The following is a 25,071-nucleotide window of genomic DNA, read 5'->3' as shown; positions in this document are numbered from 1 at the left end:
GTTGCAAATTTAAGGTCAAAATGACATAAAAAATATTGACTTAAGGTCAAAATGACTTTATAATTAATTTAATGATACGAAATTACATCCTAATTTTAGCACAAAGTAATCAAAAAATCTTATTTAGTATTAAATAAATTCATGTACTTAATATTTGTACATATTTAAAAAATATACTAAACAGAGGGAGGTGTATAAGTTTAATAATAAAAATAAATATAAATTATTTAGAAAGGGAACTTGATTAAATGGATACTCGAAAAAAATGGATACCTTTTTTGGGAATACAGGTCAAGCAAAGGCTTATTGAATTAAACATGACTCAAAGGGAATTAGCAAAAAAAGTCGGTGTTAATGAAAACTATTTGTCAGCTATTTTAAATGGCAGAAGGACAGGAAAAAAATATAAATCATCAATTTATCAATTGCTTAATATAGAATGCTCAGAAGAAGATTAATATTAATAACTAATATATGAAGAAGGGACATATTCTTATGTGTAAATTAGATTCAGATGGAGTAATAGAGTGCTGTAGAGCAATTGATGATTTTATTACAGCTCTCAATGGTGTACGAAGTTTAAACATGGAAAAATTGGATATTTTAACTAAATATTCTACTTCATGCTCAATCCTTCTTAAAGAGGAAAATTACGAAGGATGTACAATTGTATATAAAAAGATGTTGGAAGAATTAAAGACGTAAGTAATATATTAATTAGGGATAGAAAGAATTACATAGTGATATAGAATATTTTTAAAAACATATAAAAAACATATAAACTAAAATATGGATATGTTAATTCAGCTACAATAAATGTATTTGTAATTAAATCATAGTTTATTTGAGCAATTTAATATCCATATTTTAGTTGCCAATTTATCACAAAAAAAGAATCTCTACAAATGATGTAAATTCGTATCAAATTATGTATGTTTAAACTGGTTTATCGTTATCCTCAGTAGGAGAATGTTTTTCTAATTCTTTATATTCAGATATCTTAAACTCTAGCATTCCTTCTATTTTTATTTTATCACGTTCATTCAATTGCCTATAGAGGTTTAATACCATCATTTCATCATCAGTTACATGTAGATTATACAAATAATCTTCCTTATTTTCTTTAACACTATTATTGGAGTTTACTTTTTCTTTTCCATATAGAAGCCAGTCAGTGCTAACATCAAAATAATCAGCTATTGACATTAATATATCGCAATTAGGCTTTCTACCTCCAGTTTCAAACTTACCTAAGTTTTCAAATTTTAAAATATCCATAAGTTTACGCTGGGTAAGTTTTCTGGAGTTTCTCAAATAAGCAATTCTTTTTCCTAAAGTATCCATGAAACACACTCCTTTCTTTTTATAAATGAAGTCCAAATGACATTAAAAATCGAGGTATATTCCTTTTCTTCTATAAAATTACTAAAATAAAGTCTGAATGACATTTTGCTTAAATTAATATACTCATACTATGATTTTAACATATTATAATTGAAAATATATGGTTTATTTTGATTTATAGATATCTTTTAATAGACAAAAGTAGATATTGAAAATAAAATAGTTTCAATAATATATTTTATAGATTACTTTTAAAGTATACTTGGGTATGAAAATATAATTTTCTAATAATGAAGAATATATATAAATTATATTAAGGATAGATATTAGAAAGAGAATAGTATTATACTGTAGTTTATATTAGTTAAAGATAAAGAATTTCAAATGTTTAAAATATAATATAGGCTTACAATATAATACTATTGGATTTGTTTATCTAGTTTTGTTTTCTTTATAGAATAACAATACTATGAATGCAAGTAAATTTACACAAAAAACTGTTATATACATCTGTCTAAATCCTAAATTTAGAGTAGATTGTAGTGTATTTTCTATTTTTGTTTTATTGTTTTCTATAGAATTTATATAATCTAGTTTTGACTTATTAAAAGCTTTTGGTATTTCATCTTTTAATTCCTGTGTTTTTGCTAGAACTAATTGAAGCGATTTTTTCTGTTGTTCCATTGTGTCAAAACCTTTTTCCATGTCTTGTTTTTTATTTATGGAATCATTTAATTTTCTCTGAAGTTCTTTCTTTTGAGATTCTATGTTTTTAAGTTTTTTACTTAATTCTTTTCTTTGAGATTTAGTTTTTTGCAATTTGGTGTTTAACTCAGCTCTTGCTTTTTTTAGTTGTTGTATTTGAGAATTTAGAGCTTCTTTTTTTTCATTTAAATTTTGTTTATTTTCACTAGAATTGTTATTTTTATTTTCTGTAGAATCATTTTTATTACTGTTTGAGTCAGAATTACTAGTGTTATTTTGCTCTTGATTATTTGATGAATTTTCATTATCAGAAGGAGTAGTACCCTGTGGTATTGTAGGTATTTTATTATAAGCAAGTGTCATTTCATTTATAGCTTTATCTTGTTTTTTTATACCTTGTTCCATACCTTTTATGCCTTTATCAGTGCCAGCGATACCTTTTTTTATTCCAGCTATTCCTTGATTAATACCAGTTCTAGCTTTTATCATATTGTCAATACCAGTTTGAATTCCTTTGATGCCACTGTTTAGTTTGTTTTCACCTTCTTCAATACCATTTATTCCACTTTGAGTACCATCTATTCCTTTTTGGACATTTAATTCTATTTTCGTAATTACAGAAGGAACTTTTTCATCAAACATTGTTGTTGATATTTCTTTTGTGATGTTGGTAATATTGGTTGTATCTGCTGATTGAACTTTGTCTAGTAAGTATTTTGGGAGTTTGCCATCTGTCATATCCATATTAATACTTGATGAATCGTTCATGTTTGGTATAGAAATATTTTTCAAATTCTTAGCCATTTCTGGGTCTGACTTTAAATCATCTATCATAGTTTCAAGTTCTTCAAGTTGAACTATTTTAGGTGTTGATGGTTTACCAACTATATCCATAATATTATCCTGTACAGATAATCCCGCATGTGCTATAAATCCAATCATTATTGCAGGTGAAATTGAAGTTCCAATTGAACGTATCAGAGACAGTGTTGCAAGTGCAGAATTAGATTCTTCTATTTTTGTATTTGAAAGCATCATGTAATTTAAAGGTGTTCCCATAGTAAATCCCATTCCTAATCCCATAAATATAAGACTTACACATACACTAAATACTGTATTGGTTTTTAGTGCAATTAAAATCAGATAAAGAGAGCCTATCATAGATACTGAAAATCCAAGTAACAGTATCTTTTTTGCGCCAAACTTATCAATAAGTTTTCCGCTCAAAGGAGCGGCAATACCTGCAAATAATCCTAATATAGCAACAAAATATCCACCAGAACCAGCATTTATTTTTAATGCATTTTCAGCATATTGTGGAACAAATACCATACCCATCATTCCAATACCAACAATTAAAGACAGAATGAGTACTATTAGTATTCTTGGATTCAAAAAATATTCGAAATTCAAAATAGGGTCTTTAGCTTTATTTTCAACAAATATAAAAATAGGTATAAGTATTATAAATGTCAATAAATAAGGATAAACTGATGTATCTTGTAGAGAATTTTTAAAATTAAAAAAGTCTATATTCATAAGACCATATAACAAAGATACTATTATACATATCAACATTAATGTTCCTAATTTATCAATTTTCTCTGTAGATGTAGACTTATTATTTTTAATACATAGTATTCCTCCAATAATTATAACCAAGCATATTGGAAGGTTAACAAAAAACAACCACTTCCAATTTTGAGTTCCAAATATACTTAGTATTGTACTACCTATACTTGAACCTAAAATATTTGCTATACCATAAGTTGCTCCAACTAAACCTAAAGCCATACCTCTTTTGTTTTCTGGGAAAGTGGTTCCAAATTCTGCTGTAGCAATTGGCATAATTCCGCCTCCACCAATAGCTTGTATAACACGGCCAATTAGTAAAATGTAAAAGTTGGAAAATAATGATGATAATCCACAGATTAATGAGCCACTACCAAATAGAAATATACTAACTAAATATACATATTTTCTTCCTATTTTGTCTGCTAATTTACCAGAAATAGGGATTACAGATGCATATGTTAGTGTATATATAGTAATCATCCAAATTCCTGTTTTTTCATTTACACCTAGGCTATTTTGTATAATTGTTCTTGCTGGTGATACTATTCCAGTATCAATAGCTCCCATAAATATACCTAAAAGATAAAGAGTGAGTACTAAAAATAACTTTGGATTATTATCTTTGCTTTGAACACTAGTATTAGAATTCAAGGTAAACACCACCTTAATGTATTAATTTTTCAATATACGGATTTAAATCTTTAAATTCTATATGAAGATAGGTTGAGTATGAAAAAAACATTTTGATTATGATATTACATACTAATTTATCATTATTAAAGAAATCTTCTTGTTGTAAAGCTTCATATACTTTATTTGAAAGTTGCTCATGAAAATCATTTTTTTGTTTTTTCATTTCGATAAATCTTTCCATTTCAAAAGTATCTAAAAAATCGTCATATTGAATATTATGAACTTTGTTTATAAAATTTCTTATTTCTGTAAAGATAATATTTAGTTTTTCAATGTAATTATTACTATTTTTATTAGAGTATTCAATTCTCCTTATCAATAAATCCCATTCTGATTTTATAATATATTCTATTATTTCTTGTTTTGATTTGAAGTAATTATACACTGTACCTGCACTTATACCACACCTTTGGGCTATTTTTCTTATGCTAATATTTGAGTAATTTTCTTCCAAAATCATATCTCGAGACACTTTTAGTATATCTTCCTTTACATTTTCTAAAATCTTAGGCATATGACCACCTCTTTCATTAAAATTATTATGAACACTGTTTATTATAAACCTTTAAAATTTATTAATCAATATGCAAGCTATAATGTATAATATTAATATATAGATATGGCGTAAAATAGATGCCTTATTATATAAGTATTTAATCTAATTAGATTTATATTTTTTATATTTAAGCAGTAATATGTACTAAAATTATGTAATATTAGATTTTTCTTTTTAATAAGTTAATAATATTATTATATGATAAGGAGAATAAAATAATGGAAAAGAAATATGTAATGGCACTAGACCAAGGGACAACTAGTTCAAGAGCTATATTATTTAATAAAAAAGGCGAAATAATAAAAATTGCGCAAAAGGAATTTAAACAGATTTATCCAAAAGCTGGCTGGGTAGAACATGACCCTATGGAAATATGGGGTTCACAAAGTGGGGTAATGAGAGAGGTAATAGAAACAGCAGGTATAAGACCAGAAGAAATTGCTTCAATAGGTATAACTAATCAAAGAGAGACGACCATTGTTTGGAGTAGGTATACTGGGAAACCGATTTATAACGCGATAGTATGGCAATGTAGAAGAACATCAGAAATCTGTGATGTACTCAAAAGTAAAGGATTAGAGGAATCAATAAAGGAAAAAACTGGTCTTTTGATAGATGCATATTTTTCAGCAACAAAGATAAAGTGGATACTAGATAATGTAGAAGGTGCTAGAGAAAAAGCAGAACAAGGCGAATTGTTATTTGGTACTATCGATACATGGTTAATATGGAACTTAACACGTGGGAAAGTACATATAACAGATTATTCAAATGCATCTAGAACAATGATGTACAATATAAATAACTTAGAATGGGATAAAGATATATTACGAGAATTAGATATACCAATAAGTATGTTGCCAGTAGTAAAACCTTCTAGCTATGTCTATGGGCATACAGATGAGCGTATGTTATCAGGGGCTAAAATACCTATTGCTGGATGTGCAGGAGACCAGCAAGCAGCCTTATTTGGTCAACATTGTATTGAAGAAGGTACTGCAAAGAATACTTATGGAACAGGTTGCTTCTTACTTATGAACACGGGTAGCAATATAGTTAAATCTAAACATGGTTTGCTTACAACGATTGCTTGGGGTGTTGATGGAAAAGTAACTTATGCATTAGAAGGAAGTATATTTATTGGTGGAGCATCTATCCAATGGCTTAGAGATGAACTTAAAATGATTGAATCTGCAAGCGACAGTGAATTTTATGCAAATAGAGTAGAAGATACTAATGGTGTGTATGTAGTACCTGCATTTACAGGTCTTGGTGCTCCATATTGGGATATGTATGCTAGAGGTTCAATATTGGGTCTTACAAGAGGTGCAAAAAAAGAGCATATAATTAGAGCGACATTGGAATCAATTGCATACCAAACAAAAGATGTATTAGAAGCAATGCAACATGATTCAAAATTAAAATTAAAGTCATTAAAGGTTGATGGAGGAGCCAGTAATAATAATTTCTTAATGCAATTCCAGTCAGATATACTAAATGTAGATATAGATAGGCCTAAAATAGTAGAAACTACAGCTTTGGGAGCTGCTTATTTAGCAGGATTGTGTGTAGGATTCTATATTGGAAGAAATGAAATTACATCAAAATGGTCAGTCGAAAAAGAGTTTAATCCAAATATGAGTGAAGAGAAGAGATGTCGATTATATAAAGGTTGGAAGAAAGCTGTATCAAGAGCTTTAAGTTGGGAAAAAGAAGATGAGTCAGAAATTTAAAGGTTAGATGTGTTTAAACTTAAAAGTAGGGCTTTGTAAAGCTCTACTTTTTTATTTTTACTTTTTTATTCTCAAATTTATATTTCTGCATAGTTGTAACCAAATAGTATAATCTATTTTTCATTTTCGTATAAAAACATTGGTATAGAATTATAAATATGCTGGTCTCCAACAACCAAAAGAATATCTCCCTCTAAAAATTCAATATATGGACCAGGAGAGATTATAAGTTCCTCACCTCTTTTGATTGCAACAATTGTAGCGCCTGTATTTTGCCAAAACTTAGTTTGTGCAGCTGTTTGGCCAATGTACTTACAATTAGAATTTATTGTGAACTGAACGGGCACTAAGGGGTTTATTATTTCTAGTCTATTAGAATAATCTATAATTTTATTTATAGTATCTAAGATTTCATTTTCTAGATTTGATTTAGTATCTATTAAATTGTAAAGTGTTGATTTATATGATGATATATTTGTAATGTCTCTATATTTTTTTATAAAAGAAGAAGCTTTGTCTGGTGATAGTACAATAACACCTTTACCTTTTATGCTTTTAACAACGCCAATATCTTCTAAAATTTTAACAGCTCTTCTTATAGTTTCTGGTGATACATTGTATTTACCAGCCAAAACAGAGCGTCCAAACAATACTGAATCTTCCTGTATTTCACCTGTATATATTTTATTTGCAATATCCAAAGCTATCTTTTGGTATATCGGCATAGTATAGTTTTTTTCCATTGTTTTTCCTCCAATATAAAATTTATGTTAAAAAATATATAATCTTAATAATACTATTGTATAATTTATAAATTTATATGTCTACATTATGTACAAATATTGTCGTCTTTTTAAAATAATATTTTAACATGCATTTAGTATACATATTTAAATTTTTCCATTCAAAGTATGAAATGAAGTATTTAAGGGAATGTAAAGACATTCTATGGACAAAAATAGATAATTATATAGATGAAATAAACAAATGAATGAAAAAAAACACTTCTGTCTTGCATACAAAGTTATTAAAATTGAAAAATGCTTTAAAAATGAAAGTTAAAAGCTATAATTCATCTATAAATAATTAATTATTAACTAAAAAATGGGAAAAATGTTTTTGAAAAAGAAGTACAAATGAATGTCGATTTAAATTAATTGCAAAAAAATTCCTTAAATGGTAAAATTATATTAATTAAATGTATTAAAATAGTTGAAAAAATAGATTGCATACAAGTAATAAAATATTTCATGCAATATATATAATAAACAAAATTTAAAAATTAAAACTACTTATTCTATCAAAATGTTAGCAAGGGGGGTCATAAATTGTATAAAGTAGATTTAAATAGCGATTTAGGAGAAAGTTTTGGAACATATAAGATTGGTTTAGATGAAGAAGTCTTAAAATATATTTCATCAGCTAATATAGCCTGTGGATTTCATGCAGGAGATCCTAGCCATATGGATAAAACAGTAAAACTCGCTAAAGAAAATGGAGTTAAAATAGGAGCACATCCAGGGTTTTTAGATTTAATAGGATTTGGAAGACGTGAGATGAAAATAACAAAACAAGAAGCTAAAGATTATACAAAGTATCAATTAGGAGCATTAATGGCATTTGCAACTTCAAATGAATGTAATATACAGCATGTAAAGCCACATGGAGCTTTATATAATATGGCTGCAAAAGATAAAAATTTAGCTATGGCGATTTGTGAAGCTATATATGAAGTTAATAAAGATATTACATTGTTAGGGTTATATAATAGTGAAATGATAAATTCAGCTAAAGAGGTTGGACTTAAGTTTGCAAATGAAGTATTTGCAGATAGAGCCTATGATAGCAACGGATTTTTGGTTCCAAGAAATGTAGAGGGAGCCGTTATACATGATACAAAAACTGCAATAGATAGAGTTGTTAAGATGGTAAAAGAAGGAACAGTGGAAACTATAACTGGCGAAATTATACATATTAAAGCGGACTCTATATGTGTGCATGGAGACAATCCAAAAGCAATAGAGTTTGTTAAAGAAATAAGAAAACGTTTTGAATTAGAAAGTATAGAAGTTTGTCCATTAGAAAATATGGAAGTTTGTTCATCAGAGGACACATTGTAAGACTGATAATATGAGGGGGAAATAAAATATGAGTACAAAAAATATTACAGATAACGAAAAAGGTAAAAAAGACGTTGGGGCACTTATAGGGGCCGCATTTATAATGGCAACATCAGCAATTGGGCCAGGATTTTTAACTCAGACAGCACAGTTTACTCAAGATTTTGGGCCAAGTTTTTCATTTGTAGTACTAATTACAACTATCCTTTTTATAGGAGCTCAAGTGAATGTATGGAGAGTAATTGGTGTATCAGGTCTTAGAGGTCAAGATATAGCAAATAAAATAGTACCTGGCTTAGGTTACCTAGTAGCCTTTTTAGTAGGCCTTGGTGGATTAGCTTTTAATATAGGAAATGTTGGTGGAGCTGCACTTGGTATGAATGTAATGTTTAATATGAATATGACATTAGGAACTGTATTAAGTGGATTAATAGCAATATTTGTATTTATGTCAAAAAATTCAAATTCTTTAGTAGATAAGATAACTAAGTTTTTAGCATTAGGTATGATAATTATAGTTGGATATGTAGCAATATCAAATCATCCTCCTGTTGGAGAAGCAGTTTATAGAATGGTAAAACCAGAAAATCCAAAGACACTGATATTTCCAATAATAACTCTACTTGGAGGAAGTGTTGGAGGATATATAACATTCGCTGGAGGACATAGATTAATAGATGGTGGAATAACAGGTGAAGAAAATATAAAAGAAATAACTAAATCATCTCTTTTAGGGATATTAGTTGCAACTATGATGAGGGTACTTTTATTTTTAGCAATATTAGCAGTGGTTTCAAAAGGGATTCAACTTGACCCAGAAAATCCAGCAGCTTCAGCTTTTAAATTTAGTGCAGGAGCGATAGGATATAAATTCTTTGGGCTTGTATTATGGTCTGCTGCAATTACATCAGTTATAGGAGCTGCTTATACATCAGTTTCTTTCTTAAAGACGCTAAATCCTTTCATAGCAAAAAATGAAAAGTATTTTATAATAGCATTTATAGCTATATCAACACTTATAATGGCATTTATAGGAAAGCCAGCAACTTTATTAATTTTAGCAGGAGCTTTAAATGGTTTAATACTTCCAATAACTTTAGGAATAATGCTTATAGCATCTAAGAGAAAAGATATTGTTGGTGATTATAAACATCCTACATGGCTTTTGATATTTGGATTAATAGTAGTTTTAATATCTGCTTATGCAGGGATAACTTCTCTTAGTAGCCTGAGTACTTTATTTGCTTAATTTAAAAGAGGTGACATTTATGGAAACTAGATACTTGCTATCAGGAGACAAAGCAGTAGTTGCTGAATTTGGAAATGAAATATCGGAAGATATAAATAAAAAAGTAATTTCGTTTATGAGAGCGATAGAAATATCAAATCTTAAAGGTATTGTTACAGAAATGGTGCCAACATATAGGTCACTTATGATAAGCTACAATCCCTTGAAAATAGATTTTGATAGTTTAATTGAAAGCTTAAAAAAAATAGAAAATAATTTAGAAAGTATAGAGCTGCCAAAACCTAAAATACATGAAATTCCAGTATGTTACGATAAGGTATTTGGTATAGATATTGAAACTGTTGCAAGTTACAATAATCTGACTGTAGATGAAGTCATAAATATACACACAGACAGAGAGTATTTAATATATATGTTGGGATTTACTCCTGGATTTCCATATTTAGGTGGAATGGATGAAAGAATAGCTACACCTAGATTAGAAGTACCAAGAACTAAAATTTATGGTGGAAGTGTGGGAATAGCTGGTTCTCAGACAGGTGTATATCCTATAGATAGCCCTGGTGGATGGCAAATAATTGGTAGAACACCTTTAAAACTATATGACGAAAATAGAGAAGAACAAATTTTACTTCGAGCTGGAGATTTTATAAAGTTTGTTCCAATAACTTTAGATGAATTTATAGAAATTGAAAAAAATAATTTAAGTGTTTAAAAATAGTGATAATACAGGGAGTGGTATATATGGGATTTAAAGTAGAATTAGGAGGTTTCCAAACATTAATACAAGACAGAGGTAGAGTTGGATATGGACAATATGGTGTATCTGGGTGTGGAGCAATGGACGAATATGCACATAGAGTGGGAAATATATTAGTTGGAAACTCTGAAGATGAAGCTTCTTTGGAGGTTCTAATGTTAGGTCCTACAATTACCTTTGATGAATATACACAAATAGCAGTAACTGGTGGAGATTTAGGAGCTAGAATAAATGGAAAAGAGATTCAAAATTGGAGGTCATATCAAATAAATCCTGGTGACATATTATCATTTAGAGGTGTAAACTCAGGGGCTAGGGCATATGTATCAATAGCTGGTGGAATAGATGTTCCACTTGCAATGGGAAGTAAATCAACTTATACAAGAGCTAAGATTGGTGGATTTGAAGGTAGAGCACTTAAAAAAGGTGATTATATAAATACTTTTGCTCAAGAAAAAGATTTTACAATAAACAAAAAATTAAATTCAAAATACATTCCAAATTATAGTTCAGAAATAGTACTAAGAATAGTAAAAGGACCTCAATTTGATGCTTTTTCTAAAGAGGAAGTAGAAAAATTTCTATTAAATGAATATAAAGTTACAAATGAAATAGATAGAATGGGTTGTAGATTAGAAGGAGATAGTATAAAGCATATTAATGGAGCAGATATTATATCTGATGGTATTTCTTATGGAGCTATACAAGTACCTGGACACGGGAAACCTATCATAATGTTATCAGATAGACAAACTAGTGGTGGTTATACTAAAATAGGAAATGTTATAAGTGTAGATTTGTGTAAGTTAGCACAAGCAAAGCCAAATGATGTAGTAAAGTTTGAGTTTGTAGATATATATGAAGCTCATAGATTATTGAAAGAACAAGAAGATAAGATTCAAGATATATATAAAAGTATGAAAAATATAAGAGTTGTTAAAGCCAAAGTATTAAACGATATAGCGGTTTAATTTAAATTTAATTAATATTAATTTTTGTTACAATTTAAAGTACAATTTAGAAATAGCTATTTACTATTTGCCATTATTAAAATGGTTTGAATTAGTCAAATAGCTATTTTTATTTGAGTAAATACATTAATTTTAAAAGAGCTTACGTTTTGGTTTTATGTATTAAAACATTTTACATATTAAACAATTGTATTGTAGATATTTACTTGGACTTTATTGGCCAAATGGGAGGTGATATAACACCATATCCACGAGCTGGTTTATCTTTACTTGGATTGATAATTTTATGAGGAGTATTAGCTTTTATAAATGTTGAATCTCCAGGATTTAATCTTACTATATTTTCACCTATACAAATATCAACTATACCACTTGTCAATACAACCACTTCTTCTGATGCATGAGAGATATAGTCTTTAGTATCTTCACTTTCTGGTTTAAGTTCAAATTCTAAAAATAAGATTGAAGGTGCAAAATCAGCTGTTGGCATTGGAGATACTATCTCATAAAACATTTCACTTTTTGGAAACTTCATCATAACTCTATCTTCTTTTCTGATGACTAAATCATCCGTGTTATTATCATCCATAAACATATATAAAGGAGTATCTAAAACTTCAGCGATTTTTCTTAATGAAGACAGGGATGGTTCAATAGCATCTCTTTCGATTTGAGATATATAACTTATAGATAAGTCTGTCAATTTGGAAACATCACTTAGTGTTTTTTTCTTGTTTTTTCTTATATTTCTCATCTTTTCCCCTAGCATAAGAACCTCCAAATAATAAAATTTATACAAAATATTCGATTAAAACAAAGTAATTATAGCATAACATAGAAGTAGTAGCAAGAAAGATGAATGGAAGATTTTAAGAATTAGCAATTAGTGGGGTGCAAATAAAATCTTATAAAAATAAATTGTTGATGAATTAATATAATGCAGAAAAATTTAATATAGGATTATTAATTTTAAAGGTATTATTGTAGGATATTTTAGAAAAAATTAAATTTTCAGTAAATTATATTGACAGATACATTGAAGTAATAATATAATTTGAAGTATAAAAATAAAAAAATTAAATTATTACTTCAAAAAATGAGGAGGTTAACATGAAAATAACAGATATTAAATTTGAAAAATTAAGAATCAAATTAAGAAAGCCTGTTGTAGTTTCGTTTGGAACAATTGAATATGGAGAGAGCATAATCTTAAAAATTGAGACTGATGAAGGTTACTGTGGATTTGGAGAAGCTGCTCCTCTTGCAGCAGTTACAGGTGAAGTTTTAGATACTGTAATTTCTATATTAATCATGTTTAAAAAGGAACTTATAGGTAAAGACCCATTAGATATTGAAACTATACATACAATTATGGATGGAATCATAATAGGTAATACTTCTGCCAAAGCAGCAATTGATATAGCTTTGTATGACCTTAAAGGTAAAATTATGAATGTACCTCTTTATAAAGTTCTTGGAGGATATGATAACAAAATTCAAACAGATGTAACTATAGGTATAGATAAACCAGAGAAAATGGCAGAAGAAGCACTGGGAAGAGTTAGAGAAGGTTTTAGAATATTGAAACTTAAAGCTGGAATAAGACCTGAAGAAGATATTGAAGCTGTAAAATTAATTAGAGAAGCTGTTGGAGATAATATAAGAATTAGAATAGATGCAAATCAAGGCTGGAATGTAAATAGTAGCATAAATACTATCAAAAAACTAGAAGAATTTGGCGTTGATGCGATTGAACAAGCACTTCCACATTGGGATTTAGATGGAACTGCTTACATAAGAAATAAGAGTAATACTAAGATTATGATAGATGAGTCATTACATTCACCAATAGATGCAATTAAAGCTATAAAGAAAAATGCAGTTGATACATTTAATATCAAGTTAATGAAATCTGGTGGAATTTACCCTGCAATAAAAATCAATAATATAGCTGAAGCAAGTGGGGTTAATTGTATGTTAGGATGTATGCTTGAGACAAGGATTGGTATAACAGCAGCAGCAAATTTAATAGCATCTAAGAAGAATATAACAGAAGCTGACCTTGATAGTTTTATGTTTTGTGAAGAGTTAGAAAGTATATCTGGAGGATTTGAAATGGATGGAGATATTATGAATCTTATCGACAAACCAGGTTTAGGAATAGAAGTAAACTTATGATGAAATTAGGGGGTTAAATATGAATACACTTTTTTCAAGTACAGGTAGTATACTTGCAATAATGACAGCTATGGTTGCATTTGGATTTTACTTACAAAAATATAAAGTAACTAAGAGTCTAGGACCAGCACTTACAATAATCATAATGGGAATAATACTTTCAAATTTAAAGGTAGTTCCAGTAAGTACAGAATTGTATGGAACTATTTCTACATATGCTATACCAGTTTCTATGACTATAATGTTGATGAGTGTTGATTTAAAAGAAATGACAAAGCTATCAAGAGAGCCTTTAATAGCAATTTTTGTGGCAGTATTGACAGTAAGTATAATGGCGTTTTTATTTGGATTGGTATTTGCAGGTGAAATATCAGAAGGATGGAAAGTTGCAGGGATGTTTGTAGGTACATATACTGGAGGAAGTGCTAATCTTACAGCTATTGGAACAGGTCTTAATGTAAGTAGACAAACTCTAGCAGCAGCGAATGCAGCTGATTATGTAATTGGAGTTCCAACATTAATATTTATGTTTGCACTTCCAGCAATATTAAAAAATTCTAAGAAGTTTCAAAAGTTTTGGCCATATCATTTAGAAGAATCAGAGTTAGAAGATTGCCAGAATGAAGAATTTATGGAATCAAAAGAGTGGAGCATAAAAGATATCGCTTGGATGCTGGCTATAGGCTTTGTTGTTACAGAGGTTGCAACAATTCTTTCAGGATATTTTAGTTCAAGCTTTAGCAGTGCAGCAAGAATTCTTTTAGTTACAACAATTTCAATTATAATTGCTCAATTAAAACCAGTAAAAAAATTAAAGGGGAATTTAGATTTAGGATTGTTTGTTGCATTATTCTTTTTATGTACAATAGGATTTTCAGTAGATATAAAAGAATTTTTAGGTTCAACTTTTACTATAACATTTTATTGCTTTAGCATAATCTTTGCTTCATTTGTCTTCCATCTATTTGTAACTAGAATGTTAAAGATAAAGTATCAATATGTAATACTTTCTATAGTTGGAGCAATTGCTGATGGTCCAACGTCAGCTTTAGTAGCCGCTTCAGCAAAATGGAATTCGCTTGTAAGTGTAGCTGTAGTGATGGGGGTAATTGGTGGAGTATTAGGAAATTATGCAGGTATATCGGTGGCATATGCAATAAAAATGGTTCTTGGTCTCTAGGAGGTGAATTTTATTGAAAAAGTTTAAGTTATATATATCTGGTTTGTATAGTGGTAATGTAGTATTTGATGAAACATTACTTATTGAAAAATTAAATCCTTTTACAAATGAAATAGAAGAAATAAAACCTATGAATAAAGATGAAGGAATATATTATTTAAATCTTACAAAAATAGATTTAAACTTCTTATTTGAAAACTTTAATGTTTATAGTAATAGCTTAATAAACACAGATAAAAGTATGGTTGTAAATGAGTTAGGAGAAACATATTCTAAGTTTAATGACTATATCTGGGTTCAAAGAAATAAAAAATTTCCTTTAGATGTAATTGTTTTGGATAATAAAATAGTTGGTTTTATATGCTTGTCCAGGGAAACTTGTACTATACTAATTATGGATGAATATGAGGATTATACGATATTAAAAGAGTGGAAGAAAACACATAAGAATGAAGCGATATATCCTATAAAATTTGATGGAAATTATATGATTGATATGAAAGATGGAATAAAACTTTCTACAGATGTATATCTTCCTAAGTTTGAAGACTCTACTAAAAAAGTACCTACAATTCTTATGAGAACTCCATATGGAAAAGAAAATGACAAAGAAATATATTATAAGTATGTACAAAGGGGATATGCTGTTGTAATACAAGATGTCAGGGGAAGAAATGAATCAGAAGGTAAGTGGGAGCCTATGATTTATGAAAGAGAAGATGGAGATAGTACTATAAATTGGATAGTAGCACAAGACTGGTCAAATGAAGTTGTTGGAATGATGGGAGCCTCATATCTTGGTTATGTTCAATGGGCAGCTGCATCTTCAGGAAACAAACACCTAAAAGCTTTAATTAGTATAGTTACAGCAGGTAGTCCTTTCATTGACATACCAAGAAAAGGTGGAGCTTTTGTATCTGGAATGCTTGCATGGGCATTTATGGTATCAAGAAGTAAAGTCGATAGAAGTAAAATGCTAAGAGATGACTGGGATGATGTTTTAAATATAAGACCGATACAAAATATACCTATTGAAGCACTTGGATATAGAATAGAATTTTTAGAAGAGTGGATAAAAAGAGTAGAAAAGGATGAATATTGGGATAGGATGGATTGGCATCTAAAAAAAGATAAAATAAATGTGCCTGCATTAGTCATATCTGGATGGTATGATGATAATGGTATGGGTACTACAGAAGCTTTGGATGTAATAAAAAATTATGAAAGAGGAAAGAGAAAGGCTATATTAGGTCCATGGATGCATAATTCAAACACGATAAGGGATATAAATGATATTCCTTTTGGAGATAATTCATTGAGATATGATGTAGACTATAACTATCTATTATGGTTTGATAAATACTTAAAAGGAGTAGAAAATGATATAGATAAGACTGCTCCAATAGAGTATTATTCAGTAGGTTCGAATGAATGGAAGATGGCAGATAATTGGCCAATAGCAAATAAAATAGATAAAAGTATCTATTTAATAAGTGGTGGAAATGCTAATACATCTTTAGGAGATGGAAAACTATCTTTTGAAGAATGTTCAAAAGAAAATTATGATAGTTACATATATAATCCAAAAGACCCTTCAATACAGTTGATTGATATGTCAGAAAATGAAGTGGGAGTTCCAAATAATTATAAAGATTTGGAGAAAAGAAGTGATATGTTGTGCTACACATCAGATGCTTTTAGTGAAGAATTTACTATAACAGGTGATATAAAGTTGGAATTTTTTGCATCAAGTTCGGCAAAAGATACTGATTGGGTTATAAAAATTATGGATGTGGATTTAGATGGAAACTCAATTAAATTAGCTGATGGTATACTAAGTGCTAGATTCAGAAATAGTTTTTACAAGTCAGAATTTATGGAAGAAGGAGAAATTTATAAGTTTACAATAACAACTTCAAAAATATCAAATACATTTAAAACTGGGCATAGAATTAGGTTAGATATAACATCTAGTGCGAAAAACTTTATATTCCAAAATAGTAACACTGAAGATAGTTATAATAGTATTGAGTATATAAAAGCAAAAAATGCAATTTATCATGGAGGAAAATATCCATCTAGGTTGATATTGCCAATAGAAAACAATTAAATTGATGAATTAAATAATAAGGAGATGTAGTATTAATCAATACTATATCTCCTTATAGGTTAAAGTAATTATATTTGCTTATTAAATTTAAAACAATTATTTTGTAGCAGCAACAACGCTCATTTCAACCAATAAGTGTTCTCTAGCAAGTCTAGCTTCAACACAAGCTCTAGCAGGTTCAAATCCTTTTTCAACCCAAGCATCCCATACAGAGTTCATAGCTTCAAAGTCCTTCATATCTCTTAAATAAATGGTAACAGATAGTAAATGTTGTTTGTCTGAACCATATTTGTTTAATAAATCTTCTATTTTATTTAAAACTTCAGTAGTTTGCTCAACTACTCCTCCTTCAGCATGAGTTTGTCCACATAAATAAACTGTATTGTTGTGAACTACAGCTCTACTCATTCTTCCAGTTCCTTCATATCTTTTTATTTCCATATTTTAAATACCTCCATAATTAAAAAATCCACTAAAAATCTAAATAATAAATTAAAAAAAGTCTATACTATATAAAATTATAGTATATATTTGGCGAATAATCTATAAAAAGATATAACTTTTTACTTATAATTATTATTGTTATTAATTGAAAAGATTTATTAGTTACTTGACATAATTTATACTTTTAATTATAGTATAAATTGGAATATTTAGATAATTATTATTTAATTTAGAAATTTTAGTTTTTTAAGTAGTTTTTAAATATAGGTTTATGTATTTGTATAGAAAAGAGGTAAATATGAGTAGTACAATCAAATCAAATCGAATAAAAGGTATAATGTTTATAATAGCATCAGCTCTTGGTTTTGCAATGATGTCTGCATTTGTAAAACTGGCAGGCGATTTACCAAGTTTTCAAAAAGTATTTTTTAGAAACTTGGTATCGGCTATAATAGCGTTTTGGCTAATCATAAAACATAAAGGAAGTTTAACAGGTAAAAAAGAAAATATGAAGGTTCTTTTATATAGGTCAATTTTTGGAACTTTAGGGGTTATATTTAACTATTATGCAATTGATAAGTTGATGCTTTCAGATGCTAATATGCTAAATAAAATGAGTCCTTTTCTCGTAGTTATATTTTGTGCAATTATTCTAAAAGAAAAAATAAACATAAAACAGATAGGGGCAATTATAATTGCATTTATAGGAGCTTTATTTATAATAAAACCAACATTTAGTGTTGAAGTAATTCCATATCTAGGAGGAGTTGCAGGAGCTGTATTTGCAGCAATGGCATATACTTGTTTAAGAATTCTTGGAGATAGAGAAGATTATTATACAATTGTGTTTTTCTTTTCAGTTTTTTCATTAGTTACTGTAGGACCAATAGCTTTTGCAGTGTATGAACCAATGACTCTTATGCAACTTGTATATTTATTACTAGGTGGAGTATTTGCAAGTTTAGGTCAATTTGGTATAACTTTAGCATATAAGTATGCGCCAGCCAAAGAAATTTCTATATTTGACTATAGTAATATAATATTTTCAGCAATCTTGAGTATATTCTTGTTTAATGTTTATCCAGATATGCTAAGTGTTGTAGGATATGTAATAGTCTTTTCAGCAGCATTTTATATGTTTTTATACAATAAAAAATTAGACAAGCTAGAAAAAGAAATTGACAAGCAAAATAAATAAAAATGGTATTAAAATTTACATTAAAAATAAATAATATGATTCTAAAAAAGAATAGCATATTAAGTTAAAACAGCAGTTAAAAGTAAAAAACTATAACTGCTGTTTCTTTTATCAAAAATATCCAAATATATTTAAAAATAGAATATAATAAAGTAGTAGAATAATATAAAGGGGATAATTTAAAGTATGGAAAAAGTAAAAGTTGCTGTGGTTGGAGCAGGTAATAGAGGTACATATGCATATGCTCCATATATTTATGAAAATTCTGATACATGTGAGATAGTTGCTGTAGCAGAGCCAAAAAAAGGAAGACGTGAATTATTTGCACAGAAGTATAACTTAAATAGCAAAAATGTATTTGAAAGTCTAGAAGAATTCTTTAAACAGGATAAAATGGCAGATGCAGTCATAATAGCTACAAATGATGATAGACATTATGATGTAGCAAGTTTAGCTCTTCAAAAAGGTTATCATATATTATTGGAAAAACCAATGTCTAATAGTTTAGATGGATTAGTACATATAAATGACCTATGTGAGAAGTATAAAGATAAGATTTTTATGATTTGTCATGTACTTAGATATTCTCCATTTTACAATAAATTAAGAGAAATTGTAGAAAGTAAAAAATTAGGAGAATTAGTTAGTATACAATATAATGAGAATATAGGCTATTGGCATTTTGCTCATAGTTTTACTAGAGGGAATTGGAGAAATAGTAATGAGACAAGCCCTTTGATTTTGGCGAAGAGTTGTCATGATATGGATATTCTATTATATTTGGTAGGTAGTAGATGTAAAAAAATCTCTGCATTTGGAAGTTTAAAGCATCTTAATAATGAAAATGCTGGGGGAGAAATGGCACAGAATTGCCTTCAATGTTTGGTAGAAAAGAAATGTCCATATTCTGCAAAACAAATTTACCTAGAAAATGACAGAAATATAAATAGAGCTGTGCATATAAATCCTACAAAAGAGAATCTTTTAAAGATACTTGAGACAAGTCCATATGGAAGATGTGTTTACAGATGTGATAATAATGTAGTAGATAACATGGTAAATATATTACAATTTGAAAATGGAGTAACTGCTACTTTTAATTTATGTGCATTTACTAAAGAAAATGGAAGAACTATAAAGATGATGTTTAGTCAGGGAGAAGTTGGTGGAGATTTAAATAAAAATGAGATAAGAATTAAAGAATTTGGAAAAAATGAAGAAGTAGTTATAAATCCATCAAATAAGAAAGATATGGTAGAAGAATATGATAGAAATCTCATAACTGAATTTATTAAATTAGTTTTAAATAAAGACTTAGAAAAAGGAAGAGCAGCAGCAAAAGATGCTATAGAAAGTCATGTAATGGCATTTGCAGCAGAGTATTCAAGATTGAGTGATGAAGTGGTGCATATAGATAAATTTTTTGATGATGCTATAAAGATGACTAAAGAAATAGAAGAAACTATATTTTAAATATAAAAGATTACACAAATAAAGATAGATTAGATAATAGGGATATATAAATCGTCTATTAAGTAATCTATCTTTTTATTAAGATTTTTTCTTATCTTTATCAAAAAAATCCATGCATTCAGATAAGAGATAAGAAAGTAAGGCAAATAAAATTTCTGTACTTAAAGGAATCATTATTGAATCCATAAATGTATCAATTATGTTCATAGCTAAAAAAGTCAGTATAAAATCAATTATAAATTCGCAAAATTTATAAATTGAATACGGCAATTTGTTTACATATCTAAATATATCTAAAATGGTAGTGCATAGAAAATCAATTGGGGTAGTTATACAAAAATATATTAAAAAGAAAATTAGTACAGACCCAAGAGATTTATATTCAAAACCTAAGAATGATAAGAAGCCAATTCCTATAACAGTGAAAATACAAAAAGTTATACCAAAAAAACAGCAAAAAAATAAAAATACAGAAATAAATTCGCCTAAAGGAATCCTTCTTTTATTACTTATCTTAATCAACTCCTTATGTATAACATGAAATTTATATAAATAACAACATTCTTAAAAATTCATAATAATCTTCTGTTTCAAATAGTATTGTTTGAGAATCTATTTTTTTCATACTTGGGTAAAAAGAAGCTTTAAAAGCCTTGTAATGTTCTCTAAACTTTATTTCAATTTTAAATTTGTTTGGTAATTTTATTAAGTGTCTAGATAAATTTCCAGATAAAGATTCTTGAACACCTTCTTCTATTTTTTTTAGTGCAAGATTTGGGTGGATTGAAATTGAGCCATTTCCAATTCCCTTTGAAACAGGAACAGTGATTATATTTGGGTTTAGTTTTTTTGCACTTTCACAAAGCATTTCATCTCCACTTAAAAATGCTACAGGAACATTATAGTATGCAGCAGCATAAGCATTTATAGTAAATTCAGATGCTATTTCATCATTTATTTTAAAATAGTCATAGTCAATATCCATAGTATGAGAAAGTGGATTCCCATTACAAGTAGCTCCAGAATGATAGCCAGTAAATACACATGCATCAAAACTTTTATCAATACCAGCCATCATAACTAGTGGGTCTTTAGTCCATCCTCTAAGGATTTTGACATTTTCAGGTAAAATATCTGGATTAATATTTCTACCACTATCATGTGCATCTTTAACAAGTATTTCATGCATACCAGACTGAGTAGCTCCATTACATGCAGCTGCTATTTCTTTGCTCATTTGTGTTCTATAGTGTTGTGAAAATTCACATTCAAGCTTTGTTTCATCCCAATTTACAATGCCACAAGTACCTTCTATATCGGCACTTAAATATAACTTCATAATATAAGCCCCCTTAAATTTATTATTAATGATAATAACAGATAACAGTAAACATACAATTAATAAGAGGTAGAAAAATATTATTTCTCATTATTAATTATTATTAAATCTGTAACTGAAAAATAACTGATATTAGAAATATAACACTAACTAGTATCTATTATCCTATTATTGCTATATACAATATTTATATAAAATTGTAACACAGAAGTAGCTACATTTACTAGTTTAACATACTTAAAACATTGATAGATATTATTTTTAAGTTTGTTTAATGGTTGTAGTGTTTTAAGATTAGGAGAAAGAGTGGAATTATAGAATTATTCTATAGAATTAGTAAAAAAGAAGATGTTTAAGGGGCTATAAATAGCTATCCATCCAAATAAATTTGCTGTTTGTAGACTAAATATTGTCATGAGTATTCTCCTTTATAATTATTTATATTAAGTATACAAGATAATTTGCCAATATGAAAGTGGATAAAATCAATTATATAATTCAAGAAAATGAAATACAACGAATATTTTATAGAATTAAAATATAATAAGGTAGAGTATTAAATTAGAATTTTTTAATTTAATACTCTACCTTTAATTTAATACTCTATCTAAAATAAATTAAAATTCAAATTCATTTTCCCAATCAAATTCCCCTGATTTTTCTACACATTTAGGCCAATGACTACACCATTCAGGGACTGAGGGATTTTCAACTCTATCAATACTTGGAGTATATGGTTTTAAGTCGATAACAGGGCTATTATCATTAGCATCGATATATGGAATTCTTATTATACCATGCTCATGGTCGATGCTAATAATTTGTACAGTAGTTAATGCTATTGGGTTAGGTCTAATAGGTGACCTTGTCGCAAATATTCCCATAACATCAGGTGCTTTTTTATAAGGCTTTGGAGTTTCTAAGATACTTCTTGCTTCAACATCATCAAATCCATCAAACCACCAGATTACATTTAAATGACTAAATTCATCAAGTGCTTTTAATGCAGGTATATACTTTTTATCCAATTTGATAGAAATTTCTTCACCTTGAACACGTATTTTTCCTATAGGGTTTACTAAAATTTGTTTCATAATATTACCTCCAATTATTTGGTTTGTTATTTGTAATTTTAGAGTAAACCCTAACACCATGTGAGAGTCAATATAAAAAGGAGATAGAAGCATATAATTAAAAGGATAATACATTTTTTGAATGAAGCATAACACCAGTAATAAGACAATCTTCATCAATATCAAAGGTATCTGTATGAAGAGGAGAATTAATATTTTTTCCCTGATTTGCACAACCAAGGTGATAAAAAACACCTTCACAATATTCCAAAAAATATGAAAAATCTTCAGCACCAAGAGTAGGTGTATCTTTAATCAAAATATTTTCTTTTCCAAATAATTCTACTGCATTTTGTTTAACATAATCTACAAGAGAATTTGAATTTATAAGGGAAGGATAACCTTCTTCAATTTCAACATCAATATTTCCACCAAATGTTTTGCAAGTAAAATCACAAACTTCTCTAATTCGTTTTTTTGAAAAATCTCTGGTTTCCTGCGTTAAAGTCCTTAAGGTTCCTTTTATAACAACTTTATCGCAAACTATATTTTCTTTAATTCCGCCTTCAATTTTTCCTAAAGAAATAACTACAGAATCAGTGGGGTTTGTATTTCGACTGACAATTGTCTGCAAAGCAGTTATGATATGAGCAGAGATAACTATAGCATCAACACCTTGATGAGGATAAGCTCCATGGCATTTTGAGCCATATACAGTTATACAAAGTGTATCTGTTGATGCATTTAAAGTATTGTATTTTAGTTCAATTAAACTTTTATCAATATTGGGATTTACATGAAGACCAAATATATAATTTACATCTGGATTTTTCATACATCCATCTTCTATCATAAGTTTAGCGCCACCAATAGTTTCTTCAGCAGGTTGGAAAAAAAACTTTACATTTACATTTAAATAATCCTTTAATTTAAATAGTATATTACAAGTGCCAAGTAAAATAGCAGTATGTGCATCATGGCCACATGCATGCATTTTACCTAAATTAATGGATTTATAAGGAAGATTGAGTTTTTCTGTTATAGGTAAAGCATCTATATCAGCTCTTATAGCAATTGTCTCAAAGTTTGGATTTACATTTATATATGCAGTTACTCCTGTGTGATTTTCATATTCAATGTAACTTATACCTATTTCATCTAAATATTTAATAATTTTTTTCTTAGTTTGAAATTCTTCTAAGCCAAGTTCTGGAGTTTTGTGTAAATCTCTTCTAATATCTATAACCCAATCATTTATATCATGGCAAAGAGCTTTAATATTAATCATAAAACACATCCTAACTATATTAAAATTAAAAATTTATTTTTCTTCATTATTATAATTATATTATTCTATATAAAACATTATTCTGTATCAAGTATAAATAAAATGTCTTATAATTATAGTAGAGATGTTTAGCATAAATTAGAATATATCATTTTAGAAGAAGAGGTGTTTAGATGTTAGGAGTAATTGCGCCTTCTGGACCATTGAGAAATATAAGTCTAGGAGAAATAAAATTTAATTTGGAGAAGTATGGTTATAAAGTTAAATTTTCTGAAAGTTGTGGACTAAATTATAAAGGTTATTTAGCTGGGAATGATGATATTAGAGTAAGAGATATAGAAGAGATGTTCTTAGATGAAGAAGTAGATATAATTATGTGTTTAAGAGGAGGTTATGGAACAACAAGAATACTAGATAAAATAAATTACGAAATAATAAAACAAAATCCTAAACCATTTATAGGTTTTTCTGATATAACAGGTTTAAATCTAGCTTTTTATAAAAATTGTGGTCTTTTACCATATCATGGAATAATGGCAGCGAATGTAGCTAAATGGGATGAATTTACTTATAAATCTCTAGTAGATGCTTTAGAATTTAAAGATGAGTTATACTTAGAAAATCCAAAAGAAGAAAAGATTTATACTGTATGTGAAGGCAAAGCAGAGGGAATAATAATGGGAGGAAACTTATCTCTAATAATTTCTACAATAGGAACTAAATATGAAATAGATGCAAAGGATAAAATTTTATTCATTGAAGAAATTGGAGAATGTCAATATAAATTAGACAGGATGTTAACTCAATTGTATTCTTCAGGAAAACTGGATGAATGTAATGGTATAATTTTTGGAGATTTTAAAGACTGTATCAAAGAAGAAGATTTAATAGAACTATTGGAGGAATTTGCGCAGAAGGTTAATAAGCCAGCTATATATAATCTACAATCTGGGCACTGTATACCAATGATAACTATTCCTTTAGGAAGAATGTGTGAATTAGATGCAACAGAAAAAATGGTTAAATTAAAAAAATAGTGTATATATAAATATATTAGAAGTATGGTATAATCTTATACAAGT

23 protein-coding genes are annotated in these 25,071 nt (G+C 28.3%); 13 read left to right on the top strand and 10 right to left on the bottom strand.

Features of this window, described 5'->3' with window-relative positions:
- Positions 1–248: 248 nt before the first annotated feature.
- On the top strand, positions 249–458 hold the full coding sequence (locus JJC01_13820; protein ID UDN57243.1) for a helix-turn-helix transcriptional regulator: 210 nt from the start codon (positions 249–251) through the stop codon (positions 456–458).
- A gap of 37 nt (positions 459–495) precedes the next feature.
- Positions 496–705, top strand: coding sequence for a hypothetical protein (locus JJC01_13815; GenBank protein UDN57242.1), 210 nt, complete (start codon positions 496–498; stop codon positions 703–705).
- A gap of 231 nt (positions 706–936) precedes the next feature.
- Here JJC01_13815 and JJC01_13810 read toward each other — a convergent pair whose 3' ends face one another.
- From JJC01_13810 to JJC01_13800, 3 genes are all read right to left on the bottom strand, one after another.
- Positions 937–1,344 (bottom strand): transcriptional regulator, encoded by a 408-nt coding sequence (locus JJC01_13810; protein ID UDN57241.1) that lies wholly within the window; start codon positions 1,342–1,344, stop codon positions 937–939.
- A 432-nt stretch (positions 1,345–1,776) separates the two neighbouring features.
- Positions 1,777–4,275: an MFS transporter gene (locus JJC01_13805; GenBank protein UDN57240.1), complete on the bottom strand. Its 2,499-nt coding sequence runs from the start codon at positions 4,273–4,275 to the stop codon at positions 1,777–1,779.
- A gap of 13 nt (positions 4,276–4,288) precedes the next feature.
- Positions 4,289–4,831, bottom strand: a complete 543-nt coding sequence (locus JJC01_13800; protein UDN57239.1) for a TetR/AcrR family transcriptional regulator — start codon at positions 4,829–4,831, stop codon at positions 4,289–4,291.
- 260 nt (positions 4,832–5,091) lie between these two features.
- On the opposite strand from JJC01_13800, the gene glpK reads away from it, so the two are divergent.
- Positions 5,092–6,606, top strand: coding sequence for a glycerol kinase GlpK (gene glpK / locus JJC01_13795; GenBank protein UDN57238.1), 1,515 nt, complete (start codon positions 5,092–5,094; stop codon positions 6,604–6,606).
- 113 nt (positions 6,607–6,719) lie between these two features.
- On the opposite strand, the gene JJC01_13790 is transcribed toward glpK, so the two are convergent.
- Entirely contained in the window at positions 6,720–7,349 is a 630-nt protein-coding gene (locus JJC01_13790) for a GntR family transcriptional regulator (protein UDN57237.1), read from the bottom strand.
- Between the two features lie 585 nt (positions 7,350–7,934).
- Here JJC01_13790 and JJC01_13785 point away from each other — a divergent pair.
- From JJC01_13785 to JJC01_13770, 4 genes are read left to right on the top strand one after another with little or no spacing between them, the layout of a single operon-like run.
- Positions 7,935–8,726, top strand: coding sequence for a LamB/YcsF family protein (locus tag JJC01_13785; protein ID UDN57236.1), 792 nt, complete (start codon positions 7,935–7,937; stop codon positions 8,724–8,726).
- A 28-nt stretch (positions 8,727–8,754) separates the two neighbouring features.
- A complete protein-coding gene (locus JJC01_13780) occupies positions 8,755–9,975 on the top strand; it encodes a divalent metal cation transporter (GenBank protein UDN57235.1) in 1,221 nt (406 codons plus the stop codon).
- A 19-nt stretch (positions 9,976–9,994) separates the two neighbouring features.
- Positions 9,995–10,690 carry a 5-oxoprolinase subunit PxpB gene (gene pxpB / locus JJC01_13775; GenBank protein ID UDN57234.1) on the top strand — a complete coding sequence of 232 codons (696 nt, stop codon included), beginning with the start codon at positions 9,995–9,997 and terminating at the stop codon, positions 10,688–10,690.
- A 29-nt stretch (positions 10,691–10,719) separates the two neighbouring features.
- Positions 10,720–11,706, top strand: coding sequence for a biotin-dependent carboxyltransferase (locus JJC01_13770; GenBank protein UDN57233.1), 987 nt, complete (start codon positions 10,720–10,722; stop codon positions 11,704–11,706).
- Positions 11,707–11,908: 202 nt separating this feature from the next.
- On the opposite strand, the gene JJC01_13765 is transcribed toward JJC01_13770, so the two are convergent.
- The gene (locus JJC01_13765) at positions 11,909–12,475 is read right to left on the bottom strand and encodes a helix-turn-helix transcriptional regulator (GenBank protein UDN57232.1); all 567 of its coding nucleotides are present in this window, start codon (positions 12,473–12,475) and stop codon (positions 11,909–11,911) included.
- 341 nt (positions 12,476–12,816) lie between these two features.
- Between JJC01_13765 and JJC01_13760 the strand changes: the two genes are divergently transcribed.
- From JJC01_13760 to JJC01_13750, 3 genes are read left to right on the top strand one after another with little or no spacing between them, the layout of a single operon-like run.
- The gene (locus tag JJC01_13760) at positions 12,817–13,884 is read left to right on the top strand and encodes a dipeptide epimerase (GenBank protein ID UDN57231.1); all 1,068 of its coding nucleotides are present in this window, start codon (positions 12,817–12,819) and stop codon (positions 13,882–13,884) included.
- Positions 13,885–13,903: 19 nt separating this feature from the next.
- The gene (locus tag JJC01_13755) at positions 13,904–15,064 is read left to right on the top strand and encodes a DUF819 family protein (GenBank protein UDN57230.1); all 1,161 of its coding nucleotides are present in this window, start codon (positions 13,904–13,906) and stop codon (positions 15,062–15,064) included.
- Positions 15,065–15,077: 13 nt separating this feature from the next.
- Entirely contained in the window at positions 15,078–17,174 is a 2,097-nt protein-coding gene (locus tag JJC01_13750) for a CocE/NonD family hydrolase (protein ID UDN57229.1), read from the top strand.
- Between the two features lie 96 nt (positions 17,175–17,270).
- On the opposite strand, the gene JJC01_13745 is transcribed toward JJC01_13750, so the two are convergent.
- On the bottom strand, positions 17,271–17,615 hold the full coding sequence (locus JJC01_13745; GenBank protein UDN57228.1) for a RidA family protein: 345 nt from the start codon (positions 17,613–17,615) through the stop codon (positions 17,271–17,273).
- Between the two features lie 301 nt (positions 17,616–17,916).
- Here JJC01_13745 and JJC01_13740 point away from each other — a divergent pair, with 301 nt between their 5' ends.
- Both JJC01_13740 and JJC01_13735 read left to right on the top strand, forming a co-directional pair.
- Complete coding sequence (locus JJC01_13740) at positions 17,917–18,816, top strand: DMT family transporter (GenBank protein UDN57227.1); 900 nt, start codon at positions 17,917–17,919, stop codon at positions 18,814–18,816.
- A gap of 186 nt (positions 18,817–19,002) precedes the next feature.
- Complete coding sequence (locus JJC01_13735; protein UDN57226.1) at positions 19,003–20,289, top strand: Gfo/Idh/MocA family oxidoreductase; 1,287 nt, start codon at positions 19,003–19,005, stop codon at positions 20,287–20,289.
- 78 nt (positions 20,290–20,367) lie between these two features.
- Here JJC01_13735 and JJC01_13730 read toward each other — a convergent pair whose 3' ends face one another.
- From JJC01_13730 to JJC01_13715, 4 genes are all read right to left on the bottom strand, one after another.
- Positions 20,368–20,811, bottom strand: coding sequence for a regulatory YrvL family protein (locus tag JJC01_13730; GenBank protein UDN57225.1), 444 nt, complete (start codon positions 20,809–20,811; stop codon positions 20,368–20,370).
- 22 nt (positions 20,812–20,833) lie between these two features.
- Complete coding sequence (locus JJC01_13725; GenBank protein ID UDN57224.1) at positions 20,834–21,628, bottom strand: M55 family metallopeptidase; 795 nt, start codon at positions 21,626–21,628, stop codon at positions 20,834–20,836.
- Between the two features lie 617 nt (positions 21,629–22,245).
- On the bottom strand, positions 22,246–22,722 hold the full coding sequence (locus tag JJC01_13720) for an SAM-dependent methyltransferase (GenBank protein UDN57223.1): 477 nt from the start codon (positions 22,720–22,722) through the stop codon (positions 22,246–22,248).
- Positions 22,723–22,819: 97 nt separating this feature from the next.
- Entirely contained in the window at positions 22,820–23,989 is a 1,170-nt protein-coding gene (locus JJC01_13715) for an amidohydrolase (GenBank protein UDN57222.1), read from the bottom strand.
- Positions 23,990–24,162: 173 nt separating this feature from the next.
- Here JJC01_13715 and JJC01_13710 point away from each other — a divergent pair, with 173 nt between their 5' ends.
- Complete coding sequence (locus JJC01_13710; protein ID UDN57221.1) at positions 24,163–25,026, top strand: LD-carboxypeptidase; 864 nt, start codon at positions 24,163–24,165, stop codon at positions 25,024–25,026.
- Positions 25,027–25,071 lie beyond the last annotated feature (45 nt).

This window comes from Clostridioides sp. ES-S-0010-02 (genome assembly GCA_020641055.1).
Taxonomy (GTDB): Bacteria; Bacillota; Clostridia; order Peptostreptococcales; family Peptostreptococcaceae; genus Clostridioides.
The sequence above is the reverse complement of the archived record's forward strand: the minus strand, read 5'-3'. Positions and strand labels throughout refer to the sequence as shown.